The sequence below is a fragment of the Dactylosporangium sp. CA-139066 genome (genome assembly GCF_050936175.1).
Classification (GTDB): domain Bacteria; phylum Actinomycetota; class Actinomycetes; order Mycobacteriales; family Micromonosporaceae; genus Dactylosporangium.
Genome location: NZ_JBNJNH010000001.1, coordinates 5,925,330 through 5,946,479, shown reverse-complemented (window position 1 = coordinate 5,946,479; position 21,150 = coordinate 5,925,330). Strand labels below are relative to the sequence as shown.

Sequence of the window (21,150 nt, the reverse complement as noted above, 5' to 3'; positions counted from 1 at the left end):
AGACGCTCAGTTCGCGGCGATGCCGAGCCCGGCGTCGCCACCGTGGTACTGGGTGCCCTCCGCGAACGCGGCGTCGAAGCGCTGCTGCAGCGCGTCGAGCTCGCCGAACTCGGCCTGGTGGGCGTGCTCGGAGCCCTCGGCGGCGAAGACGTGGTCGTCGACCGAGCCGTCGTGGCTGTAGTTCGTGTAGTCGTCCGACTCGTAGTGCACGGCCGGGCCCTGGTCGAACTCGGTGTGGTGACCCTGCGAGAAGTCGGTCGAGGTGTCGGCGTGGTGGTCGTTCTCGTACACGCCGTACTGGTTGCCGTAGTCCGACTCCGAGCCGTGGGCCTGGTGCAGCTGGTCGAGACCCGCGTGCTCCTGACCGGCCTCGTAGTGGCCGTAGTCGACGTCGTGGCCGCCGTCGTACGAGCCGGTGTCGATGTCGCTCATCTTGGTGTCCCCCTGGACTTGAAAGCGTTGGTGTTGCCGTTACCGAGAACGTTACGGGCGGCCGGGGCCCGTCGAATCCCGGAAACGTGCCAGCGGCGGCAGTGCCCGGCGGACCGCGGCGCGCACCCGTTCCTCGAGGTCGGGGCGTGACTGCAGCATCGGGTAGGCGTCGGTCAGGTCGATCATGACGTCGAGGACGACCTCGTCCTCGAGCGCCGCGGCGTCGTCGGGGCCGACCTTCGATCGGGCGCCGGCGATCCGGGGCGGGTTGACCAGCGTCGCGGCCAGCGCGCCGACGTCGGCGGGGGAGATGTGCGGGTCCCAGGGCCGGGCCTCGCCGAAGCGGGCCTCGTCGAACTCGGGGATCTTGCGCTTGACGATCGGGCGCTCGGCGAGCGGCCGGCGGGCGTCGGGGCGCAGGACGACGCCCTCGGCCGGGTTGTCCGGCAGCGCCGGCAGCCCGAGCGCGGCGGGCACGCGCGAGGCGAACCGGACGGGCACGGCGTCGACGGCCGTGCGCGGACCGCGGGCCAGCAGCGGGACGGCGTCCACGCCACCGGCGGCGGCGATCGCCGCAACGTCCGCGTAGGCCGCGGCGACGTCGGCGAACAGCACGTCGAACAGCGCGAAGCGGATGCCGGGGGAGTACCAGATGCCGGTCTACACCGGGCCGGCGCCGGGGACCGGGGCGACCGACGGGTGCGGATAGTGGCCGCCGTACAGCTCCCCGTAGAGGCGCACCGAAGGCGTCGCGCCGTGGTCGAGGGCGTGACGCGCCGTGCGCAGGAGGGCGCCGCGCAGCAGCTGCCAGCCGAAGAACGTCTCGTCGTCGCGCAGCCACGAACGGCGCTTGCCGACGCGCAGGGTGTGGCCGTCGTACGCCACGACGAGCTGGGCGCCGTGGATCTTCTCGGTGGCGATCCACGGGCCGGCCGACGGGGCGTTGGCGAGCGTCGCGGGGATCTTGGGGTAGGGGACGTGCTCCACGCGCCCATTTTCATTGCCGGTCCGTGTCAACGGGCGGGGGTTTCCCGGGACTCTGTGTGGTGTGCCGACGTTCGAGGAGTACATCGCGGCGCGCGGGCAGGCGCTCGTGCGCTTCGCCGCGCTGCTCACCGGCGATGACCACCGGGCCGAGGACCTCGTGCAGGACGCGCTGGCCAAGGCGTACCTGCGGTGGTCGCGGATCCGGCGCTCGGACGACCCGGACGTGTACCTGCGCCGGCTCGTGCTCAACGCGTCGCGGTCCTGGTGGCGGCGGCGGGCCAACCGCGAGCTGCCGGCGCCGGTGCCCGACGACGTCGCGCAGCCGGGCGCGCTGGATGCGGAGGCGGCCGAGCGGGACGCCCTGTGGCGGCTCATCCGCGCGCTGCCCGAGCAGCAACGGGCCGTCGTCGTCCTGCGCTACTACGAGGACCTCGACGACGCCACGATCGCGCGGATCCTGGACTGCTCGCCCGTCACCGTCCGTACCCACGCCATGCGCGCACTGCACCGGTTGCGCGACGAATACCGCACGGAGGACGTGAAGCCGTGAACGACCTTGAGCGGCGCGTGAGCGCCACGCTGACCGAGCGGGCCGAGCGGACCAGGCCGGCGGAGGCGCTGCACGAAGGCGCCGTCCGCGGGGCGCGGCGGATCCGGCGGCGGCGACGGCTGCTGGGCGCCGCATCGGCGGGCCTCACCGCCGTCGCCGCCCTCGTCCTCGGCGTGACCGGCGCCGGGCCGGCGCCGACGACGCTGCCACCGGAAACCGTGGCGACGGGCGGCGCGGTCGGCACCGATCCGGCGCTGCTGCACTTCGACGTCGACCTGACCCGTATCCCGGCGCGGCTGCGCGACCGGGTCACGGCGACGGAGTGGGTGTCCGGCCGGGGCTACGAGAAGGTCACCGGGTTCGGCCGCGACGACGACATGGTGTTCACGATCGCGCTCACCACCGACCCGGACCGGGCCCGGGACTGGCTGGTCGACCTCGGCGCGGGGCAGACCCGGGCCGAGCGGTGGGACGAGGACGGCACGATCGGCGTCGCCGGCGCGCAACGGGATGACGCCGATCTGTTGCCGGCCGTGGTCTCCGCCGTGCGGCTGGGCCGGACGCAGCGCTGCGTGATGCCGCTGCACCTGTCCGAGCTGCCGCCGGGCGCGTGGTGGTCGGAGTGCCAGACCCGGCTGCGCTACGGCGGCCGGGCCGGCGACCCCGTGTGGATCTTCTCCGGCCTCACCCTCCACCGCGCCGACGACAAGGTCGTGTTCATCTGGGCCGACGGCCGGCCGTTGCCCTATCCGTCGTTCCAGCCCGACCGCACCATCGCCGGTTACCCGGCGCAGTGGCGCAGCGGCCGCGGGCAGTTTCAGAACGGCCTGTGGGTGCCCGCGTTCGGCCCCTACCAGCTGTACGTCACGGACTACGAGACGCAGCCGGCGGACTGGTTCACGCCCGAGGTCGCGCAGTGGTACGCCGCGCGGCTGACCCCGAGCGCCGACCTGAACGATCCGTCATCGTGGCCCGGGCGCGCGGTGGGCTGAGGCGGCCCACCCGGCGGTGTTTGAATCTGTTGGTTACGGAAGTCAAACAGCGCAATGTCTTGACGCTTGGTGAGCACATTTGTTCAGATGAGTGCACTCTCACGGGGGCCATCGCCGAAGGGGAATGCACGGATGCGAAAACTGGACAGACGTCTTGGCCAATTACTGGCGGGGGTGGTCGCGCTGACGACCGCCCTCGTCGCGCCCGCCGGAAGCGCCGCCGCCGCGCTGCCGGCCGACGGGCCCGCCTGGCACGTGGGTATCCCGCCGCTGGCCACGAAGTGGACGGACAAGGTCGGCCCCGACAACGCGCTGCCCGAGTACCCGCGGCCGCAGCTGACCCGGGACAAGTGGCAGAACCTCAACGGCGTATGGGAGTTCGGCCGCGCCACCGTCGGGCAGGCCGTGCCGACCGGGCAGAGCCTCGGCGAGCGGGTGCTGGTGCCGTACCCGATCGAGTCGGCGCTGTCGGGCATCCAGCGCCACGAGGACCGGATGTGGTACCGCCGGACGTTCACGGTGCCGGCCACCTGGAACGTCCAGAAGGGCCAGCGGCTGCAGCTGCACTTCGGCGCCGTGGACTACGACGCCAAGGTGTACGTCAACGGCACGCTCGTGGCCACGCACCGCGGCGGGTACGACGGCTTCGACGCCGACGTGACCGACGCGCTGTCGGGCACCGGGCCGCAGGAGCTCATCGTGTGGGCCGAGGACCTCACCGACGCCACCGGGCAGCCGATCGGCAAGCAGCGGCGCACCTCCGACCACGGGATCTTCTACCAGGGCAGCAGCGGCATCTGGCGTACCGTGTGGATGGAACCGGTGCCCGCGGCCTCGATCTCCGGTCTGACCACGACCCCCGACGTGGCCGGCGGCGTCGTGAAGGTGACCGCGTCCGCCGGCGGCGGCGACGGGCTGCAGGTCAAGGCGGTCGTCAAGACCGGCAACAAGGTCATCGGCACCGCGACCGGCGCGGCCGGGTCCGAGCTGCGCGTGCCGGTGCCCAACGCGAAGCTGTGGTCGCCGGACTCGCCGTTCCTCTACGACCTGCAGGTCAGCCTGCTCGACGGCGGCGGCAAGACCGTCGACTCCGTCGGCTCGTACTTCGGCATGCGCCAGATCGGCACCGCCCGCGGCGCCGACGGCAAGCTGCGCATCGCGCTCAACGGCAAGATCCTGTTCAACCTGGCCAACCTCGACCAGGGCTTCTGGCCCGACGGGCTCAACACGGCGCCGACCGACGCCGCGCTGAAGTTCGACCTCGAGCAGGACAAGGCGATGGGCTTCAACGCGGTGCGCAAGCACATCAAGGTGGAGCCGGACCGCTGGTACTACTGGGCCGACAAGCTCGGCCTCATGGTCTGGCAGGACATGCCGGCCGCGAACACCGGGCCGATCCCCGTGGACTGGCGCGGGCAGTTCGAGTCGGAGCTGCACGAGATGGTCCGCGAGCACAGCTCGTTCACCTCGATCGTGGCGTGGGTGCCGTTCAACGAGGGCTGGGGCGAGTGGGACCGGGCCGCGACCGGGCGGATCGCCGACGACGTCAAGGCGCAGGACCCGACCCGGCTCGTCGACGCGCACAGCGGCGTCAACTGCTGCAACTCCCACGGCGACTCCGGGCGCGGCGACGTGATCGACTTCCACCAGTACCTCGGGCCGGCCTCCCCGGCGCCGTCGGGTGACCGGGTGGCGATCGACGGCGAGCACGGCGGCTTCGGCCTCAAGACGTCCAACCACATGTGGTTCGGCGACGGGCAGGCGTACGAGATGGAGCCCGACAAGGCGACGCTGACCAGCAAGTACGTGGCCAACCAGGAGGCCGTCATCACGTCGGCCAAGTCCTGCGGGATCAGCGCCTCGGTGTACACCCAGATCACCGACGTCGAGGCCGAGCTCAACGGCTTCTTCACCTACGACCGGCAGGTCGCCAAGATGGACCTCAAGCAGGTCAAGGCGGTCAACCAGAAGATCATCGCGCAGGCCGACGGCTCGGCGGCGAACGTCCCGCAGCCGGCGCCCGGCACGCCCGGCCTCACCGGCATCGCGTTCTACCCGCTCGACGGCACCGGCAAGGACGCCGCCGGCAACCACGACGCCGGCCTGGTCGGCGGCGCCGCGTTCGTCGACGCCAAGAACGGCCAGGGCGTGCAGGTCGACGGCAGCACCGGCTACCTCGACGCGGGCGCCCCGGTGCTCAACACGGCGTCGGACTACACCGCGGCGGCGTGGGTGAAGCTCGACAAGGCCGACGGCGCGTTCCAGACCGTCGTCAGCCAGGACGGGCCGACGAACAGCGACTTCTTCCTGCAGTACTCCGGCGCCGACCAGCGCTTCGCGATGAGCTTCGCGGGCGTGCGGGCCCTCGCCCCGGTCAAGCCGAACGTCGGCCAGTGGTACCACATCGTCGGCGTGCGCGACACCGTCAAGGGGGAGCTGCGGCTGTACGTCGACGGCGAGCTCGCCGGCACCGCGAGCGCCTGCATGCCGCAGGCCGGGCCGACCGGCCACACGGTCATCGGCCGCGGCAAGTACGGCGGCAACCCGGTCGACTACCTGGACGGCACCGTCGACCAGGTCCACCTCTACGACCGGGCCCTGTCCGCCGACGAGATCCGCCAGCTGTTCGCGTCCGGCAGCTGACGCCGTCGCGCCCGCCCGGGGTTCAGCCCCGGGCGGGCGCCTCGCGCTGTCATGCCCGGGCGAACAGCACCGCACCGGGCCGCGCGGTGTCCGCCTCGAGCAGCCACTGCGCCTCCACGGCGAATCCCGCGTCGCGCAGCCAGGCCGCGACCCGCTCCGGATTTCGGCGGTACACGTTGATGCGCATCGGCCGCCCGCCGTACCCCTCGGTCTTGGCCCGCACCCCCTCGCCGGCGTGGAAGCCGAGCAGCAGCGGCGCGCCCGGCCGCAGCGACCGCCGGAACCCGGCGAGGATGCCCGGTATCGCGTCGCCGGGCACGTTGACGAGCGAGAACCACGACAGCAGCCCGCCCAGCGGCGCGCCGGCGACATCCTCGTCGGTCATCGAGCCGACCTCGAACCGCACGCCCGGGTGGTCGCGGCGGGCGATCGCCACCATCTGCGCGGACACGTCGATGCCGAACGCGTCCACGCCGAGGCCGCGCAGGTGGGCCGTCACGTGGCCGGGGCCGCAGCCCATGTCGGCGACGGGGCCGGCCTGGACCTGCTCGGCGAAGACCGCCAGCGCGGCCCGGTAGTGCGGCAGGCCGGCCAGCACGTCGCGCACCTGCTCGGCGTAGGCGTCGGCCACGGTGTCGTACGAGATCCGGTTGTCCTCGAGCCAGGTCGTTTCATGCACAGGACAAAAATCGGTCGGCGAACCGATGTGGTCAAGATCGGCGCGCCCATACCATCGCGGGCATGGTGGCCGAGCGGGTTGCGGTCGCGTTCGCCGGCGATGGGGCCGGCGAGGGCGAGCTGTCCTGGGGACAGCAGGACATCTGGCGGGCGATGGTGCGGCAGGAGTCCTGGCTGCCCAACGGGGCGTGGGGGCCGCTGCCGCCGGGCACGACGCTGGACGATGTCGTGGACCGGCTGCGGTACCTCATGAGCCGCTTCCCCACCGCCCGCACCCGGCTGCGGTTCGGCCCGGACGGCGCCCCGCGCCAGGAGGTCTTCGCCGAGGGCGAGGTCGACCTGGAGATCGTCGAGGCCGGCGAGCGGGACCCGGCGGCCCTGGCCGAGCAGCTGCGGCTGAGGCTGCAGGACGACCCGTACGACTTCGAGCGCGACTGGCCGATCCGCATGGCCGCCGTGCGCCGCGGCGGCGAGCTCACCCACCTCGTCGTGGTCATGTGCCACCTCGTCACCGACGGCCTCGGCGCCCTGGTGCTGCTCGAGGAGCTCGACAAGCGCCCGGACGCCCCGGTGCCCGACCTGCAGCCGCTCGAGCAGGCCCGCTGGCAGGCCTCGCCGGCCGGGGTGCGGCAGAACACGATGGCGCTGCGCCACTGGGAGTCGATCCTGCGCGAGATGCCGCTGCATCGGTACCGCGAACCGCGCGAGCTGCCGGCGCCCCGGCACTGGCGCGGCGAGTTCCGCTCGCCCGCGCTCAGCCTCGCGCTGCGCTGCCTCGCCGCCCGGACCGGGATCGCGTCCTCGACGATCGCCCTCGCGCTCTACGCCGTCGCCCTGACCCGGGTGACCGGCGCGCACCCGGCGGTGATCCGGCCCATGGTGAACAACCGCTTCCGGCCCGGCCTGGACCGGGTCGTGTGCATGCTCGCCCAGTACGGCCTGTCCCGCCTCGACGTCGCCGGCGTCTCCTACGCCGAGGCGTTCGACCGGGCCCGCCGCGCGGCGCTGGGCACCTACAAGCACGCCTACTACGACCCGGCCGCCCTCGACGGGCTCCTCGAGCGCGTCGCCGCCGACCGCCCGGGCCTGCAGCTGCCGTGCTACTTCAACGACCGCCGCGACGACCCGACCGGCGCGGCCGCCTCGGAGGCCGGCGCGCCGGGCGTGGACGAGGTGCGCGCGGCCGCCGGCGCCGGCGAGTTCGTCTGGACGACCCGCCAGGACGTGCCGTTCGAGCCGCTGATCGTGCACCTCGACGAGGTCGCGGGCGGCACGCAGGCGACGATCTTCCTCGACACCCACGTCATCGGGCCCGGCGACGCCGAGGCGCTGCTGCGCGGCCTCGAGGCGGCGGCGGTCGCGGCCGTCCTGGACATCGAGGCGCCGACCGGCGCCTGAAACCCGGTGGCCGCGGGCCGGCCGGGCGGTTACCTTCTGCGCATGATGCGCTGGCGGCACGTCACCGAGGACGACTTCGCGCTGCTCGGGAAGTGGCTCGCCGAGCCGCACGTGGCCCGCTGGTGGAACCACGAGACCTCGCCGGAGGCGGTCGCGCGGGACTTCGGGCCGTCGATGCGGCGGGAGGAGCCGAACGAGGACCTCATCGCGTCCCTCGACGGGGTGCCGCTGGGGCTGCTGCAGCGCTCGTGCTTCGAGGACTATCCGGAGTACCTCGACGAGGTGGAGCCGCTGACCGAGGTGCCGCCGCGGGCGATGTCGATCGACTACCTGATCGGCGACGCGAGCCGCATCGGCCGGGGGCTCGGGCCGGCGATGATCCGCTCGGCGCTGGAGGAGATCTGGTCCGGTTTCGCCGACGCGCCCTGCGTGATCGTGCCGGTGCACGCCGACAACGTGCGGTCGTGGCGCGCCCTGGAGAAGGCCGGGCTGGTGCGGGTGGCCAGCGGGGAGATCGAGCCCGACAACCCGATCGACGACCGCCGCCATCACGTCTACCGCATCGACCGGCCCGCCGGCTGAAGCAGGACCGCCCAGTCCGGCCCGGCGGCCCAGTCGGCGAACGTGTGCCAGGCGATCTGCGGGAACTCGCGGCGCAGGCCGGCCACGTCGACGTCGAGTCCGGTCGTGGCGAAGTACGCGAACATGGCCGCCAGGTCCGCCGAGCGGGTGCGGACGTGCTCGAGGGGCACTTCGCGGTACACGATGCAGCGGCCCGTCGCCTCGGCCAGGATCGCGGCCATCTCTGCGGGCGTGCGCTCGTCGGAGGCGATGTCGATGCGCCGGCCCGTGAAGCGGGCCGGCTCTCGCAGGGCGAGGGCGGCGAACGCGCCGATGTCGGCCGCAGGGATCAGCGTCAGCGGCCGGTCGGCCGGCATCGGCCACGCGAACACGCCGTCGCGCAGGCCCTCGAGGGTCCAGCCGCCGGCGTAGTTGTCCATGAACGCGGCCGGGGCGATGACCGTCCACGGCACGCCGGACCCGCGCAGGTGCCGCTCGACCAGGTGCTTGCTCTCGTAGTGCGGGACGCCGGTGCCGCGGTCGGCGTGCGCGACCGAGGTGAGCACGACGTGGCCGACGCCGGCGGCGGCCGCGGCGTCGATGAGGGCGCGGCCCTGGCGTACCTCGGCGGCCGGATCGGTGCCGAACGGCGTGGTGACGGCGAAGAGCCCGCCGGCGCCGTCGAGGGCGGCGCCGAGCGATGCGCGGTCGTCGAAGTCGGCGCGGCGCACGTCGGCGCCGAGGTCGCGCAGCGCGGCGGCGGCCGCGCCTCCGGGGTGGCGGGTGAGGGCGCGGACGGGGTGGCCGGCGGCGAGCAGCGCCCGGGCGGCGGCCCCGCCCTGGGCGCCGGTGGCCCCGGCGACGGCAACGGTGATCATGAACTCTCCAAGCGGTAAGATTGCTGCGTCACGCAGTAGATTAGCTGCGTCGCGCAGCGATTTGGAGTGTGATCCGGGTGACAGACGCCCACCGGGCCGGGTTGTACGAGAAGCTGGCCCTCGCCTCGCGCCGGTACAACGCCGCATACGTGCTGTTCAACCAGGCCCTGGCCGACCATCTCGGGCTGCATCCGACGGACGTGCAGGCGCTGAGCCTGCTGACGGCCGAGCGCGGCCCGGTCACGGTGAAGCAGCTCGCCGTGCTGACCGGCCTGACGACCGGCTCGGCGACGCGGCTCGTGGACCGCCTGGAGCGCAACGGGTACGTGACCCGGACGCCGGACGCGGTGGACCGCCGGCGGGTGCTGGTCGCGCCGGTGCCGGAGCGCCTGGCCGGCGTCACGGCTGTGTGGGACGAGCTCGGTCAGGCGTGGGCGGAGCTGCTGGACGAGCACACGGAGGCGGAGCTCGAGGTGATCACGCGCCACCTGCGGCGGGCGTACGAGCTGAGCCATGTGCAGATGGCGCGGCTGCGGGCCCGCCCGTAGCGGCGCCGACCCGCGCGAGGTCGTAGCCGTCGGGGTACGACTTCGCCCGGATGCCGTTCGCGAACAGCGGCTCGGCCCGCGGCCGGGCGAAGCGCAGCGCTCTCGCGCGGATGCGCAGCGTCAGATGCAGGCCGGCGCGGGCCCACAGCGGCGGCCGCGGCACCGCGTAGGCGCGGCGCAACGGCTCGTCGTAGAGCGCGCCGATGAGCGCGTCGGCGGCGCCGCGCAGCGGGCCGGGGATGCGCCCGCGCAGCAGGTCGCGGGTCACGTGCTCGATCCGCTCCGCCTCGGGGGTGTGGCGCAGGTGCTCGGGCTCGTACGCGTCCAGGTACTCGGCGAACGCGGCGTAGCCCGACGGGATGTCGCGCACGCCCATCCGGCGGCCGACCTCGCGGTAGTACGCCGCGGCGGCCTCGCGCTCGTGGTCGGCGGGGGAGCGCCAGCCGTACCGCTGCAGCCACCGCATGGGGACGACGACCAGCGCGGCGAGGACGTAGACACTGTCGCCGTTGTCGAGGTCGAAGCCCCGGTGCGCGTCGTTGAGCCGGCGCAGCGCCAGGCGGCCGCGGGCGCTGTCCAGCCCGTTGAGCAGGATCTCGTACATGATGATGCCGGTGTCGTCGGCCCGCTTTCTCGGCGTGCGGAGGATCTCGCCGGTCGCCACCAGCAGCCGGGCGACCCGCGGCACCGCGAACGAGCGGTTGAACGCGAGGTTGAAGGCCAGCCGCATGTCCCACGGGAACTCGTGGAACAGCGTGAGCCGGTGAATCTCCTCGAAGTCGCGCGCCGGGTCGAGGGCGTTGATACGGTGAAGGTTGTCGAATCGTCCCCGCATGGGGATGCAGTGTACGAACCATGCCGTACAACAGTGGTATGACGGACCAGCCCCGCGAACGCGCCGCCACCTACACCGTGTTGCACTCCGGCTACGTCGGCGGCCACGTCGCCAGCACCGTGGCGCTCGTCCGCGACGGCGACGTCGTGCTCGTCACCGACCCCGGCATGGTCCGCGACCGCGAGCTGATCCTCGGCCCGCTGCGCGAGCAGGGCGTCGCCCCGGAGGCGGTCACCGACGTCGTGTTCAGCCACCACCACCCCGACCACACGCTGAACGCGGCGCTGTTTCCCAATGCCCGCTTCCACGACCACTGGGCGATCTACGAGGGCGACCTGTGGACGGACCGGGACGCGGAGGGCTTCGAGCTCTCGCCGTCCATCCGCCTCATCCGTACGCCCGGCCACACCCCCGAGGACATCACCACCCTGGTCGGCACGCCGGCCGGCGTGGTCGCCTTCACGCACCTGTGGTGGTCGGCGGACTCGGTGGGCGACCCGTTCGCCACGGACCTGGACGCGCTGCACGCCGGCCGCGCCCGCGTCCTCGCCGTCGCGGACATCGTCGTCCCCGGCCACGGCCCGGCGTTCCGCCCCACGGACCGCACGCCGCGCTAGTGCGCTGACCCGTGGCCGCCGTCAGGCGGGATCGCCCGGCGTGAGCAGGTCGTGCGCGGCGGCGGCGATGTGGTCGGCGTCGATGCCGGCCCAGGCGAGGAGTTCGGCGCTGGTGCCGGAGCCTGGCGTGTCGCGGACGGCGAGGTGCGTGATGTGCAGGCCGGTGATGCCGTCGGCGATGAGGCTGTCGATGACGGCGGAGCCGAGGCCGCCTTCGGGGTGGTGGTCCTCGGCGACGACGATCCGGCCGCCGGTGGCGCGGGCCGCCGCCGCGAGCGTGGCGGCGTCGATGGGTTTGATCGAGTAGGCGTCGATGACGCGGGCGGTGACGCCCTGTTCGGCGAGGGCGTCCGCGGCGGCCAGGGCGGCGTGCAGGGTGACGCCGGCTCCGATGAGGGTGACCTGGTCGTGGTCGCTCGTGCGCAGGGTCTTCGAGCCTCCGACGGGGAAGGTTTCGCCGTCGGGGTAGAGGACAGGGTAGTTGCCGCGGGTGGTGCGCAGGTAGCTGATGCCCGTCGTGGTGGCCATGGCGTCGGTGAGGGCGACGGTGCTGGTGGCGTCGGCCGGATACAGGACGGTGGAGCCGTTCACGGCGCGAAGCATGGCGAGGTCTTCGAGGGCCATCTGGGAGGGGCCGTCGGCGCCGATCTCGACCCCGGCGTGGGAGCCGACCAGGCGCACGGCGACGCCGCTGATGGAGCCCATGCGGATGAAGTCGTAGGCGCGGGTGAGGAACGCGGCGAAGGTCGAGGCGTAGGGCCGGTAGCCCCGCACGGCGAGGCCGGTGGCGGCGGCGACCATCTGCTGCTCGGCGATGAACATCTCGAAGAACCGGTCGGGGTACGCCTTGGCGAACTCGGAGGCGTAGGTGGAGTTGCTGACCTCGCCGTCGAGGGCGACCACCCGCGGGTCGCGGGCGCCGAGCGCGACCAGGGCGTCGCCGTACGCCTTGCGGGTGGCGACCTTCGCACCGACCTCGTACGTGGCCGGGGCCGGCGGCTCGACCGGCTCGGTGGTGTGCGGCCGGGTCGCCCGGCCCGCGGCCGGCGCGGTGCCGCTGCCGTCGCCGCCGTCCCGGGGCAGCGGGCCGCGCACGGTGAGGTGGCGTTCGCCGCCGAGCTCGGCGATGGCGCGGGCGGCCATGTCGGCCGGGAACGGCTTGCCGTGCCAGTCGGGGCGGTTCTCGACCTCGGAGAATCCCTTGCCCTTGACCGTCTTGGCCAGGATCACGACCGGCTGACCGGCACCGTCCGCCGCCGCGGTGAGGACATCATCGATGGCCTCCACGTCGTGGCCGTCGACGGTCAGGACCCGGGCGCCGAACGCGGCGACCCGGGCGGCGTACGCGCCGATGTTCCAGCCGAGGTCGGTCTCGCCGCGCTGGCCGAGCCGGTTGACGTCGACGATCGCGATCAGGTTCGACAGCTGGTAGTGGGAGGCCTTGTCGAACGCCTCCCAGATCGAGCCCTCGGCGAGCTCGCTGTCGCCGCAGAGCACCCAGGTCCGGTACGGCAGCCGGTCGAGGTACTTGCCGGCCAGCGCGACCCCGACACCGTCGGGCAGACCCTGCCCGAGGGAGCCGGTGGCCACGTCCACCCACGGCAGCACCGGGGTGGGATGACCCTGCAGCCGCTGGCCGAAGCGGCGGTAGCCGGTCATCAGCTCCTCGTCGGTGACCACCCCGACGGCCCTGAACACCGCGTACATCAGCGGCGACGCGTGGCCCTTGGAGTAGATCAGGTGGTCGTTGCGCGGATCGGACGGGTTGTCCCAGTCGTAGCGCAGGTGCCGGGTGACGAGCACCGCGAGCAGGTCGGCGGCCGACATGCTGGAGGTGGGGTGCCCGGAGCCGGCGCTGGTGGACGAGCGGATCGCGTCGACGCGCAGCTGGGCGGCGAGCTCGGCGACCGTGCCCAGGTCGGTGTTCGCGGTGGTTGTCGTGGTCATGACGCTTCCTTCGCGGTAGCGGTTCGGACCGAGGTCTGATGCTGGGCCGTTACCCGCGCACGGTGGCGGGTAACGGCGGCTCCTCGCTCGCGTCCCGGTAGCGCCCGGCGAGCTCCCGCAGGAACGTGCGCAGCTCGGGCGGCTCGAGCACGGTGAACGGCACCTCGAACTTTCCCAGGTAGGTGACGAGGTCGTACAGCGAGTCGGTCCCGGTCGCCAGTTCGCACCCGTCCGCGCCGAGGTCGGTGATCCGCCCGGACGTCGGCGTGCTGCGCTCGGCGATCACGGCGGCCGGCGCGGCGAACCGCACCCGCACCCGGTAGCGGAACGGCGCCTGGGTCACGCCCCGCAGCACGTGCGCGACCGCGTCACCGCCGGGTGGTTCCCGCGGCACGAAGCGTGCCGGCGCGTCGCTCGGCAGCGGCGTGATCCGATCCGCGCGGAACGTGCGCCAGTCGTGGCGCTCGGTGTCCCAGGCCAGCAGGTACCAGCGGCGGCCCGTGTACACGAGCGTCTGCGGCTCGACGTCGCGGACCGTCTCCTGCCCGTCGTGCGCCGCGTAGCGCAACCGCAGCCGCTCGTGCCCGTGGGCGGCGGAGGCGATGCGGGTCAGCGTGTCGAGGTCGACGGCCGGCCCGCCGCCGGCCGCGGAGACGGTGGCCGACTTCAGCGCGTCGACCCGCGGCCGCAGCCGGCCCGGCAGCGTGCGCTCGAGCTTGGTGAGCGCGGCGAGCGAGGCGTCCTCGATCCCGGCGACGCTGCCGGCGGCGGCCGCCCGCAGCCCGACGGCGACCGCGACGGCCTCGTCGTCGTCGAGCAGCAGCGGCGGGAGCGCGCTGCCCGGCCCGAGCCGGTATCCGCCGCCGGGGCCGGTGACGGCGTCGACGCGGTACCCGAGCCGGCGCAGCCGGTCGACGTCGTTGCGCACGGTCCGCGTCGTCACCTCGAGCCGCGCCGCCAGCTCGGCGCCGCCCCATTCCCGTCGCTGCTGCAGCACGGACAGCAGTCGCAGCAGCCGGACCGAGGTCTCCAACATTCCCCGAATTTTAGGAACCTGATGTTCCGCAATGCCTCCTACCTTGGGGGCATGACTCTTCGCGGCATGGCCACCGTCAACTACTTCGCCGCCGACTGGGCGGCCGCCCGGGCCTGGTACACGCAGGTCACCGGCGTCGAGCCGTACTTCCTGCGCGACGGCTACGCCGAGTGGCGCCTGGGCGACCACCAGGCCGAGCTGGGCCTGATCGACGCGCGCTTCCGCCCGGCGGACGTCCCGACCGGCCCGGTCGGCGCGGTCCTGTACTGGCACGTCGACGACCTCGAGGCCGAGCTGGCCCGCCTGCTGGAGCTGGGCGCGACGCCGCACGAGCCGGCGCAGCACCGCGGCCACGGCTTCGTGACGGCGACGGTCATCGACCCCTTCGGCAACCTGCTCGGCATCATGTACAACCCGCACTACGCCGAGCTGGCGGCCGCGGCGTGACCGGCGCAGCGACGCCGCTCGCGTTCGCCGGCATCGACGAGTGGGACGCGTGGCTCGGAGATCACGGCGGTCGCGTCACCGAGGCGTGGCTGATCGTGGCCAAGAAGGGCCGCGCGGGCCTGACCGCGGCGCAGGCCGGGGACGTCGCTCTCTGTCACGGCTGGATCGACAGCCACCGCCGCGCCCGCGACGAGGGCTCCTTCCTGCAGCGGTACTCGCCCCGCCGCCCCGGCAGCCCCTGGTCCCGCGTCAACGTCGACCGCGCGAGCGCACTGGCCGCCGCCGGGCGCATGCGGCCGGCCGGCGAGGCACAGATCGCGGCCGCCCGGGCCGACGGGCGGTGGGCCGCCGCGTACGCGCCGCAGCGCGCCGCCTCCGCCCCGCCCGACCTGCTCGCGGCCCTCGCGGCCGAGCCGGCGGCGGCCTCGGCGTTCGCGGCGCTCGGCCGCAGCGGGCAGTACTCGCTCTTCCTGCCGCTGCTCAAGGCCCGCACCCCGGCCGCCCGGTCCACGGCGCTTCGTCGCGCGCTGTCGGCCCTGCACGCCGGGGCGTGAAGGGTTCGGCGGGTGGCCTGCGACGCGTCGCGAAGTTACGCAGCGCAGTGACGGTTACGCTGGCAGGCATGTCGGTCACCGAGGAGTTCGAGCGGGCGCAGGTCGAGGTCAAGGAGCTGGCCAAGAGGCCCGGCAACGAAGTGTTGCTGCAGCTGTACGCGCTGTACAAGCAGGGGACGCAGGGCGACGCGAACGGCAAGCGGCCGGGGGTGTTCGACCTGGTCGGGCGGGCCAAGTACGACGCCTGGAGCGGGCTGGCCGGCACCCCGCAGCAGGACGCCCAGCGGCGCTACGTCGAGCTGGTGCGCCAGCTCCAGGCCGGCGACTGAGTCCAGCCGGTGCGCCGGCTCCAGGCCGGCGGCTGGTGTCGGGCTGGTGGGCCGGCTCCAGGCCGGCGATTGTGCCGAGCTGGTTGGGGTGGGCTCCAGGGCGGCGGCTGTGTCGGGCTGGTGGGCCGGCTCCAGGCCGGCGATTGTGCCGAGCTGGTGCGTCGGCTCCAGGGCGGCGGCTGTGTCGAGCCGGTGGGCCGGCTCCAGGCTGGCGATTGTGTCGGGCTGGTGCGCCGGCTCCAGGGCGGCGGCTGTGCCGGGGCTGGTGGGCGGGCTCCAGGCCGGTGGCTGTGTCGAGCCGGTGCCCTGGTGCGCCGGCTCCCGGTCGGCGACTGCAAGAAAAGCGGCCGGGAGCGTCGAAAATCCGCGTCCTCGTCAGTCGTACCAGGTGAAGAGTTTTTCATCGCGACCAACGAGGAGGCCGGAAGGCCATGGCACTGCCGGAGATCGTCAGCCGGGACGAGTGGCTCGCCGCGCGGCGGGCGCTGCTGGAGGAGGAGAAGGAGGCGCGGCGGCGCCTGGACCGCATCAACGCGGACCGGCGGCGGCTGCCGATGGTGAGGATCGACAAGCGGTACCGGTTCCAGGGGGCCTCCGGCGAGGTCACGCTGGGCGAGCTGTTCGAGGGCCGGCCGCAGCTCATCGTGCAGCACGTGATGTTCGACCCGGGCTGGGACGACGCGTGCCCGAGCTGCTCGGCGTCGATCGACGAGATCGCGCCCGCCCTGCTGCGCCACCTCGCCGCCCGGCGGACCACCTTTGCGCTGGTGTCCCGCGCGCCCTACGCCAAGATCGCCGACTACCGGGAGCGCCGCGGCTGGCAGCTGCCCTGGTACTCCTCCTACGGCGACGACTTCAACTTCGACTTCGACGTGTCGTTCGACGAGTCGGTGAAGCCGCCCGTGTACAACTACCGGTCACTCCCCGTGGTGTCGTCGCCGGAGCTGCCGGGGTTCAGCTGCTTCCTCGCCGACGGTGACGACGTGTACCACACCTACTCGACCTATGCCCGCGGCACCGACTTCGGCGGGGCGTACGCGCTGCTGGACCTGACGGCGCTCGGCCGGCAGGAGCAGTGGGAGGAGCCGAAGGGCCGCGTGCCGGACGCGCACGAGGCGGTCCCGGACTTCACCTGACCGCGGGCCGCTCGGAAGCCGGGCGGCCCCGGTTTGCCATGGTGGATCATTCGACCGTTGCTCGCCGCTGTCCGGCGGGCAGCGGATCGCCGTCACCGCACTGCACCGCGTGGCCCAGCCCGAGCGGATTGGGTTCCGGGGGCGCGACCGGGATGGTGGCCTGCAGCGAGGTGCCACCGTTGGCGGGGCTCGTGATGGTCAGCTGTCCGCCCAGCGCCTCGACCCGGTCCCGCAGTGCGGTGATGCCGGATCCGCGACCGGGGTCGGCGCCCCCGACCCCGTCGTCGCGAACGGACACGCGCAGGACGTTGTCCCGGGTCGCCGCCTGTACGTGCACGACGGAGGCGTGGGCGTGCTTGGCCGTGTTCGTCAGCGCCTCGGAAACGACGTGGTAGGCGGCGATCTCGACGACTGACGGCAGGCGCTCGCCGGCGTCGGTGTCCAGTTCGACCGGTATCGGCGACTTGCGGGCGAGCGATCGGATCGCGGGCTGCAGCCCGCCCGCGGCGAGCAGCGTCGGATGGATGCCCCGCGAGAGCTCCCGCATGTTGTCCACGACGTCGTTCAGGCAGCGCACGGCGTTCGACAGCTCCGCTCTGGCCTGCTCCTGCTCGGGGAGCAGGCTGGCCTGCACCAGGCTCAGCCGCAGCCCGATGCCGATGGTCTGCTGCAACGCGCTGTCGTGCAGCTCGCGCTCGATCCGCTGGCGCGCCTGGTCCGCGGCGGCGACGAGCCGGGCGCGGGATGCGACGAGCTCGGCCCGGCTGTCGGCGTTGGCGATCGCGGTGGCGGCGAGGTCCACGAAGTTCGCCACGCGCCTCTCCGTGCCGGGCGGCAGCGGATCGGGCCGGTCCGACGCGACGGCGGCCACGCCCCACAGCTGCCCCTGGACAACGATCGGGACTCCGACCGCGGAGCGGATACCCAGCTGTCGTGCCAGCTCGGCCGCCGGGCCGATGGCACCGTCGAAGCTGTCCATCCGGGCGGGCCGGCCCGTGTCCCATACCAGTGCCAGGACGTTCTGGCCCTCGGGCGACCAGTGCATCTGCTCCGGCTGGAGACCGGAGAGGCTGGTCGACACGACGGTGACCATGCCGTCGGCTTCGTAGCGAAGCAGCCACGTCGTGTACCGCTGCTGCGCGGCGTCCTTTGCCAGGAGCCGGTACAGCTCCGTGGTGATCGCCTGGAAGACCTCGGGTGGGCGGCCGCCTCGTGCCACCAGCGTCGCCACCCGCCGCAAGGCGGCCTGTTCCCCGGCCAGCCGGCGCAGTTGCTTCCGGCTCGCTTGCAGCGAGTCCACCATGGCCAGGCGTTCGTGCCCGGCCAGCAGCAGCGACGCGAGCGACGGCGCGACGCGCTGCCGCAGGCGCTGCAGGGTCGGCTCCGGCACTCCCCGGGGCACGCGCAGGGTGCCCAGCGAGGTGGCCCCCGCCCGCAGTGGAAACGCCCAGTGCCGGTCATCGCCGGCGACGGCGGCGCGATCGATCACGGCCTCCGGCAGCTCGAGCGTCTCCGCGATGCGCCGCGCGACCACCGGCAGGACGCCGGGAAGGTTGTCCGCGTGCAGCAGCAGCCGGGCCATCTCGGCGGTGAGGTCGGACTCCGTCGCCTGCACGATCCGCAGCCGGAACACGTTCGCGATGACGCTCGTGGCCATCGCGACGACGAAGAACGCCCCCACCTCGGCCAGCTCCCGTACATCCGAGACGGCGACCCGGCCGAAGGGCGGGACATGGAAGATCGCGAAGGCAGCGGCGCTCGACACCGCTGTGAGCATGCCCAGCCACATGCCCCACACCATCGAGACCACGAGTACGCCGATGATGTAGATCATGCCCGGGGACAGCGGCGCGACAACCGATCGCAGCGGGTAGAGCAGAAGCGTCTCTACCACGATCATCAGAACAGCGACCGCTATCCCGACCCTACGGGACGGGGGTGTCGGCCGCACCAGTCGTGACCGGGAACCGACGTGCACCACTTAACCCTAGTTCGAGTTCCTCGCCCCGGCCCCACCGCCAGTGCTGGTGAAGGGTGGACACCCGCCGGCGCGGTGCCGGGGTGCCGCTGGCACCCCGGCGACCTGCGAGATTGGGGTCGGCGCTCAGTCCGACGGCGGGTCGGCGAGGGGCCAGCCGCCGGCGGCGAGGCGGGCGGAGACGCGCACGACGTCCTCGGGGCTCGCCTCCTGCAGTACCTCGTCGTTGACCATGGCTTCGATGTCCTCGGTGGTGATGGGGTCCGAGGTGCGCTGGGACTGTTCGGACAGGCCATGGGCGATCTTGCGCACCTCCTCCTCGGTCAGCTTGCGGCGCAGCAGGCCGAGCAGGGCGACGTAGTCCTGGCGGGGCACGCCCGCCGGGTAGCCGGCGCGCAGCCAGTCGATCGTGCGGCTCAGGAAGTTCGAACGGGACTCGCCCACGGATCCCCCTTTACTTCTTGTCGACGATCGTCGGGTAGATGTGCTCGAAGCTCAACGCCTTGCCGAAGCCGCTGGCCACGATGAACGTGATGCCGAGCGCGACGCCGAGCAGGACCACGGCGAAGCACACGTAGCCGAGCACGGTGCCGACCGGCTGCGCCTTCGGGCCGGCGGTGCCGTCGGCGTGGACCTCGGCGTCGCCGCCGGCGCCCCAGGCCAGCGAGCGCACGCCGAGCGCGAACAGGGTGGGCAGCCCGGCGCCGAGGAGCAGGCCGACGAGCAGGACCCGCCACGCCGACTGCAGGGCGAATTGCAGGTTGTGGACCATCAGCGGACCGCCTCGGCCAGCTCGGGAGTGGCGTCCCACTCGTCGTTGACGTTGTTGTGGTCGACCGGGTCCTGGCGGGAGCGCCAGTACATGAAGCCGGCCAGGGCGAGCAGGATCAGGAACACGACGATGGCGCCGGCCAGGCCGCCGACGAGGTGGCCGATCCACCACATGACGGCGCCGACCACGGCCGCGGCCGGCAGCGTGATGAGCCAGGCGAGGACCATGCGGCCGGCCACCGCCCAGCGCACCTGGGCGCCGGGCTTGCCCAGGCCGGTACCGAGGATGGAGCCCGTCGCCACGTGCGTCGTGGACAGGGCGAAGCCGAGGTGGCTGGAGACCAGGATGACCGCGGCCGAGGCCGACTCGGCGGCCATGCCCTGCGGCGGGGCGATCTCGACGAGGCCCTTGCCGAGCGTGCGGATGATCCGCCAGCCGCCGAGGTAGGTGCCCATCGCGATCGCCAGGGCGCAGGCGGCCTTCACCCAGAAGGGGATGTTCTTGGTGTCGGTCCAGTCGCCGGTCGCGATCAGCGCGAGGGTGATCACGCCCATCGTCTTCTGGGCGTCGTTCGTGCCGTGGGCCAGCGACACCAGCGACGCGGAGCCGATCTGGCCCCAGCGGAAGCCGTTGTCGGTGAACCGGGTGGCGACGCCGACGACGACCTTGTAGATGAGCCAGGTGCCGGCGGCGGCGACGATCGCCGCGATGACGGGGGACATGACCGCGGGCAGCAGCACCTTGCCGACGAGCCCGTCGAGCTTCGTGCCGTTGCCGTTCCAGTTGACCCCGGCCCAGCCCAGCCCGGCGATCGTGGCGCCGACGAGGCCGCCGAACAGTGCGTGCGACGAACTGGAGGGCAGGCCCAGCAGCCAGGTGAGCAGGTTCCACACGATCCCGCCGACGAGGCCGGCGAGGACGATGAGCAGGAGGGCGAAGCCGCCGCCTTGGAGCAGCTCGGCCTTCGGCGTGCCGTTCGAGTTCTGGATCTTCACCACGGCGTTGGTCACCGTGAGCGCGACCTCGACGGAGAGGAAGGCGCCGATGAGATTCAGGATGCCCGACAGCAACACGGCGACCTTGGGTCGCAGCGCGTTCGTCGCGATGGACGTGGCCATTGCGTTGGCCGTGTCGTGGAAGCCGTTGGTGAAGTCGAACCCGAGGGCGGTCACGATCACCAGGACGAGCACCACGGTTGTCTCAGTCACACCAGGATGTTCGCGCGCCGGCGAAGATCGCTCCAGTACAGGACCGCCGCCGGTGAGAAGTTCGACCGCTGTTCACCTTCCGGTGGCCTGAAGGTCGTCTTGGCCGCCCGATTTCGAGCCTCCGAGGGCGATCCGTCCGCTTCGGCCGCAACGACCAGTCGCTGCGTCGGGGCGGCGGGCCGGGCGCCCGGGCGGGTACAACTGGTGGATGTCGTACACGCCGCGGGAGACCGTCGAGAAGACCGGGTTCAGCCTGGACACCCTGCGCTACTACGAGCGGATCGGGCTGCTCGACGGCGTCGATCGCAACCCCGGCGGCCAGCGGGTCTTCACCGACGACGACCTGGCGTGGCTGGGCATCCTGCGCTGCCTGCGCGACACGGGCATGCCGATCCAGCGCATGCTGCGCTACGCCGAGCTGGCCCGCGAGGGCGACGGCACGTTCGCCGAGCGGGCCGAGCTGCTGGAGGAGCACGACCGCGAGATCGAGGCCAAGATCGCCGCGCTGCGCGACGAGCAGTGCCGCATCCGGGAGAAGATCCGGTGGTACCGCGACACCGCCCCCGAGCGGCCTCACAGCGGCGTTACAAGCGGCGACAGCTCGGTGTGACACGCGTGTAACTG

At 72.9% G+C, this 21,150-nt stretch carries 24 protein-coding genes; 12 read left to right on the top strand and 12 right to left on the bottom strand.

Annotated features, from left to right (window positions below):
• Positions 1–6 precede the first annotated feature (6 nt).
• From ACQEVU_RS27295 to ACQEVU_RS27285, 3 genes are read right to left on the bottom strand one after another with little or no spacing between them, the layout of a single operon-like run.
• Positions 7–432, bottom strand: coding sequence for a hypothetical protein (locus ACQEVU_RS27295; RefSeq protein ID WP_433324378.1), 426 nt, complete (start codon positions 430–432; stop codon positions 7–9).
• Between the two features lie 51 nt (positions 433–483).
• Positions 484–1,047, bottom strand: a complete 564-nt coding sequence (locus tag ACQEVU_RS27290) for a hypothetical protein (protein ID WP_433328326.1) — start codon at positions 1,045–1,047, stop codon at positions 484–486.
• Between the two features lie 45 nt (positions 1,048–1,092).
• Positions 1,093–1,419: an RNA ligase family protein gene (locus tag ACQEVU_RS27285; protein WP_433328324.1), complete on the bottom strand. Its 327-nt coding sequence runs from the start codon at positions 1,417–1,419 to the stop codon at positions 1,093–1,095.
• Positions 1,420–1,480: 61 nt separating this feature from the next.
• Between ACQEVU_RS27285 and ACQEVU_RS27280 the strand changes: the two genes are divergently transcribed.
• The 3 genes from ACQEVU_RS27280 to ACQEVU_RS27270 all read left to right on the top strand — a co-directional run bounded on the left by ACQEVU_RS27280 (position 1,481) and on the right by ACQEVU_RS27270 (position 5,604).
• Positions 1,481–1,969 carry a SigE family RNA polymerase sigma factor gene (locus tag ACQEVU_RS27280; protein WP_433328322.1) on the top strand — a complete coding sequence of 163 codons (489 nt, stop codon included), beginning with the start codon at positions 1,481–1,483 and terminating at the stop codon, positions 1,967–1,969.
• On the top strand, positions 1,966–2,961 hold the full coding sequence (locus ACQEVU_RS27275) for a hypothetical protein (protein WP_433328320.1): 996 nt from the start codon (positions 1,966–1,968) through the stop codon (positions 2,959–2,961). The genes ACQEVU_RS27280 and ACQEVU_RS27275 overlap by 4 nt, the downstream gene beginning before the upstream one ends.
• 174 nt (positions 2,962–3,135) lie before the next feature.
• The gene (locus ACQEVU_RS27270; RefSeq protein WP_433328318.1) at positions 3,136–5,604 is read left to right on the top strand and encodes a LamG-like jellyroll fold domain-containing protein; all 2,469 of its coding nucleotides are present in this window, start codon (positions 3,136–3,138) and stop codon (positions 5,602–5,604) included.
• A 49-nt stretch (positions 5,605–5,653) separates the two neighbouring features.
• Here the strand turns inward: ACQEVU_RS27270 and ACQEVU_RS27265 are convergent, their stop codons facing one another.
• On the bottom strand, positions 5,654–6,283 hold the full coding sequence (locus ACQEVU_RS27265; protein ID WP_433328316.1) for a class I SAM-dependent DNA methyltransferase: 630 nt from the start codon (positions 6,281–6,283) through the stop codon (positions 5,654–5,656).
• A 62-nt stretch (positions 6,284–6,345) separates the two neighbouring features.
• Here ACQEVU_RS27265 and ACQEVU_RS27260 point away from each other — a divergent pair, with 62 nt between their 5' ends.
• Positions 6,346–7,680, top strand: a complete 1,335-nt coding sequence (locus ACQEVU_RS27260) for a condensation domain-containing protein (RefSeq protein ID WP_433328314.1) — start codon at positions 6,346–6,348, stop codon at positions 7,678–7,680.
• 42 nt (positions 7,681–7,722) lie between these two features.
• Positions 7,723–8,262 carry a GNAT family N-acetyltransferase gene (locus ACQEVU_RS27255; RefSeq protein ID WP_433328312.1) on the top strand — a complete coding sequence of 180 codons (540 nt, stop codon included), beginning with the start codon at positions 7,723–7,725 and terminating at the stop codon, positions 8,260–8,262.
• Here the strand turns inward: ACQEVU_RS27255 and ACQEVU_RS27250 are convergent.
• Entirely contained in the window at positions 8,235–9,119 is an 885-nt protein-coding gene (locus ACQEVU_RS27250) for an NmrA/HSCARG family protein (protein ID WP_433328310.1), read from the bottom strand. The genes ACQEVU_RS27255 and ACQEVU_RS27250 overlap by 28 nt on opposite strands.
• A 77-nt stretch (positions 9,120–9,196) precedes the next feature.
• On the opposite strand from ACQEVU_RS27250, the gene ACQEVU_RS27245 reads away from it, so the two are divergent.
• Entirely contained in the window at positions 9,197–9,667 is a 471-nt protein-coding gene (locus tag ACQEVU_RS27245; RefSeq protein WP_433328308.1) for a MarR family winged helix-turn-helix transcriptional regulator, read from the top strand.
• On the opposite strand, the gene ACQEVU_RS27240 is transcribed toward ACQEVU_RS27245, so the two are convergent.
• Positions 9,597–10,502 (bottom strand): oxygenase MpaB family protein, encoded by a 906-nt coding sequence (locus tag ACQEVU_RS27240; RefSeq protein ID WP_433328306.1) that lies wholly within the window; start codon positions 10,500–10,502, stop codon positions 9,597–9,599. The two genes, ACQEVU_RS27245 and ACQEVU_RS27240, sit on opposite strands and share 71 nt — an antisense overlap.
• A 38-nt stretch (positions 10,503–10,540) precedes the next feature.
• Between ACQEVU_RS27240 and ACQEVU_RS27235 the strand changes: the two genes are divergently transcribed.
• A complete protein-coding gene (locus ACQEVU_RS27235) occupies positions 10,541–11,119 on the top strand; it encodes an MBL fold metallo-hydrolase (RefSeq protein WP_433328304.1) in 579 nt (192 codons plus the stop codon).
• A 21-nt stretch (positions 11,120–11,140) separates the two neighbouring features.
• Here the strand turns inward: ACQEVU_RS27235 and ACQEVU_RS27230 are convergent, their stop codons facing one another.
• The gene (locus tag ACQEVU_RS27230) at positions 11,141–13,066 is read right to left on the bottom strand and encodes a transketolase (RefSeq protein WP_433328302.1); all 1,926 of its coding nucleotides are present in this window, start codon (positions 13,064–13,066) and stop codon (positions 11,141–11,143) included.
• A gap of 49 nt (positions 13,067–13,115) precedes the next feature.
• The gene (locus ACQEVU_RS27225; protein ID WP_433328300.1) at positions 13,116–14,102 is read right to left on the bottom strand and encodes a helix-turn-helix transcriptional regulator; all 987 of its coding nucleotides are present in this window, start codon (positions 14,100–14,102) and stop codon (positions 13,116–13,118) included.
• Between the two features lie 51 nt (positions 14,103–14,153).
• Here ACQEVU_RS27225 and ACQEVU_RS27220 point away from each other — a divergent pair, with 51 nt between their 5' ends.
• The 4 genes from ACQEVU_RS27220 to ACQEVU_RS27205 all read left to right on the top strand — a co-directional run bounded on the left by ACQEVU_RS27220 (position 14,154) and on the right by ACQEVU_RS27205 (position 16,568).
• Positions 14,154–14,549 carry a VOC family protein gene (locus ACQEVU_RS27220; RefSeq protein WP_433328298.1) on the top strand — a complete coding sequence of 132 codons (396 nt, stop codon included), beginning with the start codon at positions 14,154–14,156 and terminating at the stop codon, positions 14,547–14,549.
• The gene (locus tag ACQEVU_RS27215; protein ID WP_433328296.1) at positions 14,546–15,103 is read left to right on the top strand and encodes a YdeI/OmpD-associated family protein; all 558 of its coding nucleotides are present in this window, start codon (positions 14,546–14,548) and stop codon (positions 15,101–15,103) included. Before ACQEVU_RS27220 ends, ACQEVU_RS27215 begins: the two co-directional genes overlap by 4 nt.
• Positions 15,104–15,171: 68 nt before the next feature.
• Positions 15,172–15,432 (top strand): acyl-CoA-binding protein, encoded by a 261-nt coding sequence (locus tag ACQEVU_RS27210; RefSeq protein WP_433328294.1) that lies wholly within the window; start codon positions 15,172–15,174, stop codon positions 15,430–15,432.
• 431 nt (positions 15,433–15,863) lie between these two features.
• Positions 15,864–16,568 carry a DUF899 domain-containing protein gene (locus tag ACQEVU_RS27205; RefSeq protein WP_433328292.1) on the top strand — a complete coding sequence of 235 codons (705 nt, stop codon included), beginning with the start codon at positions 15,864–15,866 and terminating at the stop codon, positions 16,566–16,568.
• Between the two features lie 46 nt (positions 16,569–16,614).
• Here ACQEVU_RS27205 and ACQEVU_RS27200 read toward each other — a convergent pair whose 3' ends face one another.
• The 4 genes from ACQEVU_RS27200 to ACQEVU_RS27185 form a co-directional block, all read right to left on the bottom strand.
• The gene (locus ACQEVU_RS27200; RefSeq protein WP_433335106.1) at positions 16,615–18,519 is read right to left on the bottom strand and encodes a DUF4118 domain-containing protein; all 1,905 of its coding nucleotides are present in this window, start codon (positions 18,517–18,519) and stop codon (positions 16,615–16,617) included.
• A gap of 153 nt (positions 18,520–18,672) precedes the next feature.
• The gene (locus ACQEVU_RS27195) at positions 18,673–18,990 is read right to left on the bottom strand and encodes a DUF3349 domain-containing protein (protein WP_433328290.1); all 318 of its coding nucleotides are present in this window, start codon (positions 18,988–18,990) and stop codon (positions 18,673–18,675) included.
• 10 nt (positions 18,991–19,000) lie between these two features.
• Complete coding sequence (locus tag ACQEVU_RS27190; RefSeq protein ID WP_433328288.1) at positions 19,001–19,318, bottom strand: hypothetical protein; 318 nt, start codon at positions 19,316–19,318, stop codon at positions 19,001–19,003.
• Positions 19,318–20,526: an anion permease gene (locus ACQEVU_RS27185; protein ID WP_433328287.1), complete on the bottom strand. Its 1,209-nt coding sequence runs from the start codon at positions 20,524–20,526 to the stop codon at positions 19,318–19,320. Before ACQEVU_RS27185 ends, ACQEVU_RS27190 begins: the two co-directional genes overlap by 1 nt.
• Positions 20,527–20,734: 208 nt before the next feature.
• Between ACQEVU_RS27185 and ACQEVU_RS27180 the strand changes: the two genes are divergently transcribed.
• On the top strand, positions 20,735–21,136 hold the full coding sequence (locus ACQEVU_RS27180; RefSeq protein ID WP_433328286.1) for a MerR family transcriptional regulator: 402 nt from the start codon (positions 20,735–20,737) through the stop codon (positions 21,134–21,136).
• The last annotated feature ends 14 nt before the right edge of the window (positions 21,137–21,150 follow it).

Bases quoted from the DNA above. Each gene is read 5' to 3' on its own strand.
- ACQEVU_RS27295 (WP_433324378.1), bottom strand. From the start codon at position 432: ATGAGCGACATCGACACCGGCTCGTACGACGGCGGCCACGACGTCGAC.
- ACQEVU_RS27260 (WP_433328314.1), top strand. From the start codon at position 6,346: ATGGTGGCCGAGCGGGTTGCGGTCGCGTTCGCCGGCGATGGGGCCGGC.
- ACQEVU_RS27255 (WP_433328312.1), top strand. From the start codon at position 7,723: ATGATGCGCTGGCGGCACGTCACCGAGGACGACTTCGCGCTGCTCGGG.
- ACQEVU_RS27250 (WP_433328310.1), bottom strand. From the start codon at position 9,119: ATGATCACCGTTGCCGTCGCCGGGGCCACCGGCGCCCAGGGCGGGGCC.
- ACQEVU_RS27240 (WP_433328306.1), bottom strand. From the start codon at position 10,502: ATGCGGGGACGATTCGACAACCTTCACCGTATCAACGCCCTCGACCCG.
- ACQEVU_RS27235 (WP_433328304.1), top strand. From the start codon at position 10,541: ATGACGGACCAGCCCCGCGAACGCGCCGCCACCTACACCGTGTTGCAC.
- ACQEVU_RS27230 (WP_433328302.1), bottom strand. From the start codon at position 13,066: ATGACCACGACAACCACCGCGAACACCGACCTGGGCACGGTCGCCGAG.
- ACQEVU_RS27225 (WP_433328300.1), bottom strand. From the start codon at position 14,102: ATGTTGGAGACCTCGGTCCGGCTGCTGCGACTGCTGTCCGTGCTGCAG.
- ACQEVU_RS27220 (WP_433328298.1), top strand. From the start codon at position 14,154: ATGACTCTTCGCGGCATGGCCACCGTCAACTACTTCGCCGCCGACTGG.
- ACQEVU_RS27210 (WP_433328294.1), top strand. From the start codon at position 15,172: ATGTCGGTCACCGAGGAGTTCGAGCGGGCGCAGGTCGAGGTCAAGGAG.
- ACQEVU_RS27205 (WP_433328292.1), top strand. From the start codon at position 15,864: ATGGCACTGCCGGAGATCGTCAGCCGGGACGAGTGGCTCGCCGCGCGG.
- ACQEVU_RS27190 (WP_433328288.1), bottom strand. From the start codon at position 19,318: ATGGTCCACAACCTGCAATTCGCCCTGCAGTCGGCGTGGCGGGTCCTG.
- ACQEVU_RS27180 (WP_433328286.1), top strand. From the start codon at position 20,735: ATGTCGTACACGCCGCGGGAGACCGTCGAGAAGACCGGGTTCAGCCTG.